General features: G+C 69.4%; 2 protein-coding genes. One reads left to right on the top strand and one right to left on the bottom strand.

The annotated features are described in order from the left end of the window. A partial coding sequence (locus ASG00_RS15905; protein WP_235559001.1) for an IMP dehydrogenase occupies window positions 1-540 on the bottom strand: 540 nt, incomplete at its 3' end. Window positions 541-835: 295 nt separating this feature from the next. Between ASG00_RS15905 and ASG00_RS15910 the strand changes: the two genes are divergently transcribed. After that, a partial coding sequence (locus tag ASG00_RS15910; protein WP_235558995.1) for a branched-chain amino acid ABC transporter permease occupies window positions 836-1,753 on the top strand: 918 nt, incomplete at its 3' end.

The following is a 1,753-nucleotide window of genomic DNA, read 5'->3' on the forward strand; positions in this document are numbered from 1 at the left end:
GAAGGCGGCGATCACGTCGCCCGCACTCACGCCCACCGGGGCCGTGATGAGGCCCTCGCTGGTCATCACGTCGCGCACGAGGGTCGAACGGCGCTCGAAGCCCGACACGAACCGCATGTCGCGGTTGGTGACGATGCCCACGAGGCGGCGGTCCTCGTCCACGACCGGAAGACCCGAGATGCGGTAGGTCGCGCAGAGCGCGTCGACCTCCTCGATCGTGGCGTCGGGCGTGGTGGTCACCGGGTCGCTGATCATGCCCGACTCGCTGCGCTTGACCCGGTCGACCATGGCCGCCTGGTCCTCGATCGAGATGTTGCGATGCAGGATGCCGAGACCCCCCTCGCGGGCGACCGCGATCGCCATGCGGGCTTCGGTGACGGTGTCCATCGCGCTCGAGATGAGCGGGGTGGCGACCGTGATGCGGCGCGTGACCCGCGAGGACGTGTCGGCCTCGCTCGGGATGACGTCGGTGTGCCCGGGCAGCAGCAGGACGTCGTCGTAGGTGAGTCCGACGAAACCGAAGGGGTCGTGCTGCTCCATGCGTGCTCCCATGCGGCGCCCGGTCGGGGCGCGATCGTTGCGGCGAGGGCGGAGGGTCATCCCGCCTGATGATTCTAAGCGGCGCGGAACGGGCTGTATTCCGCTCGCGCGCGTGTACGCGCCCGCTCGCGCGCGCGAGCGGCGACGGCACTCGGGTGTCGCGAGTCGCGCGATCGGCCAACGCGAGTCATACTGGGCGGCACGCGACGACGAGGCCGCGTGGACGGAGATATCGGTTCGGTGACGATGCCGGACCGAAACACCCCTGACATATGCGACTCCTAGTCTCTCGGACGTGCATCCGCGCCACCCGGCGCGCCTGCCCAGCTACGACCCGTGGAGGACGATGACCGTGCAGTTCGCGCACAGGTTGCTCTCATCGCGACGACGACTCGCCGGCATCGGCGCGCTCGTGCTCGCGCTCGGGGTGCTTCTCACCCTGCTGATGCCCGCCCCGGCCGCCCACGCTGCGACCACCTGCTCCGCCGATGCGACGACAGCCTGCATCCAGGGCACGATCCGCACCAGCGACGGCAAGCCCGCGAGCGGTGTGAAGCTGTCGATCGCCGGGCCCGCGGCATCCACCCCCGACACGACCACGGATGACTCGGGCCGCTGGGTGTTCGAGGTGACCGCCGCCGGTTCCTACACGGTGACCCTCGACAAGACCTCGCTGCCCGACGGCCAGTACGTCTCCGGCGCCGACACCCGCACGGTGCAGGTGTCGCTGCACTCGGACTTCTCGGCGATCTTCTCGCTGAGCGATTCTGCGGACGGCGCGACCACGACCGACACCGGGTTCGACTGGCAGCGGTTCTGGCAGCAGTTCGTGCAGGGCGTGCGCCTGGGCCTCCTCCTCGCCCTCGCCTCCCTCGGCCTGTCACTCATCTTCGGCACGACCGGCCTCAGCAACTTCGCCCAGGGCGAGATGGTGAGCCTCGGCGGCGTGCTGGCCTGGTTCTTCATGTCGATCCTCGGCAACAACCTGTGGCTCGCGGGGCTCGCGGCCGTCGTGGTGATGGCCCTGTTCGGCTGGGCGCAGGACGTCGTGCTGTGGAAGCCGCTGCGACGCAAGCGGCTCAGCCTCACACAGCTCATGATCGTGTCGATCGGTCTGTCGATCGCCCTGCAGTACGTGCTGCAGCTGTGGATCGGCGCCGGCACCGTGCGCATCGACCTCGCCACACCGGCGACCGTCACGATCTGGGGCATC

Origin of the sequence: Microbacterium sp. Leaf351 (genome assembly GCF_001423825.1) — a bacterium.
GTDB lineage: Bacteria > Actinomycetota > Actinomycetes > Actinomycetales > Microbacteriaceae > Microbacterium > Microbacterium ginsengisoli.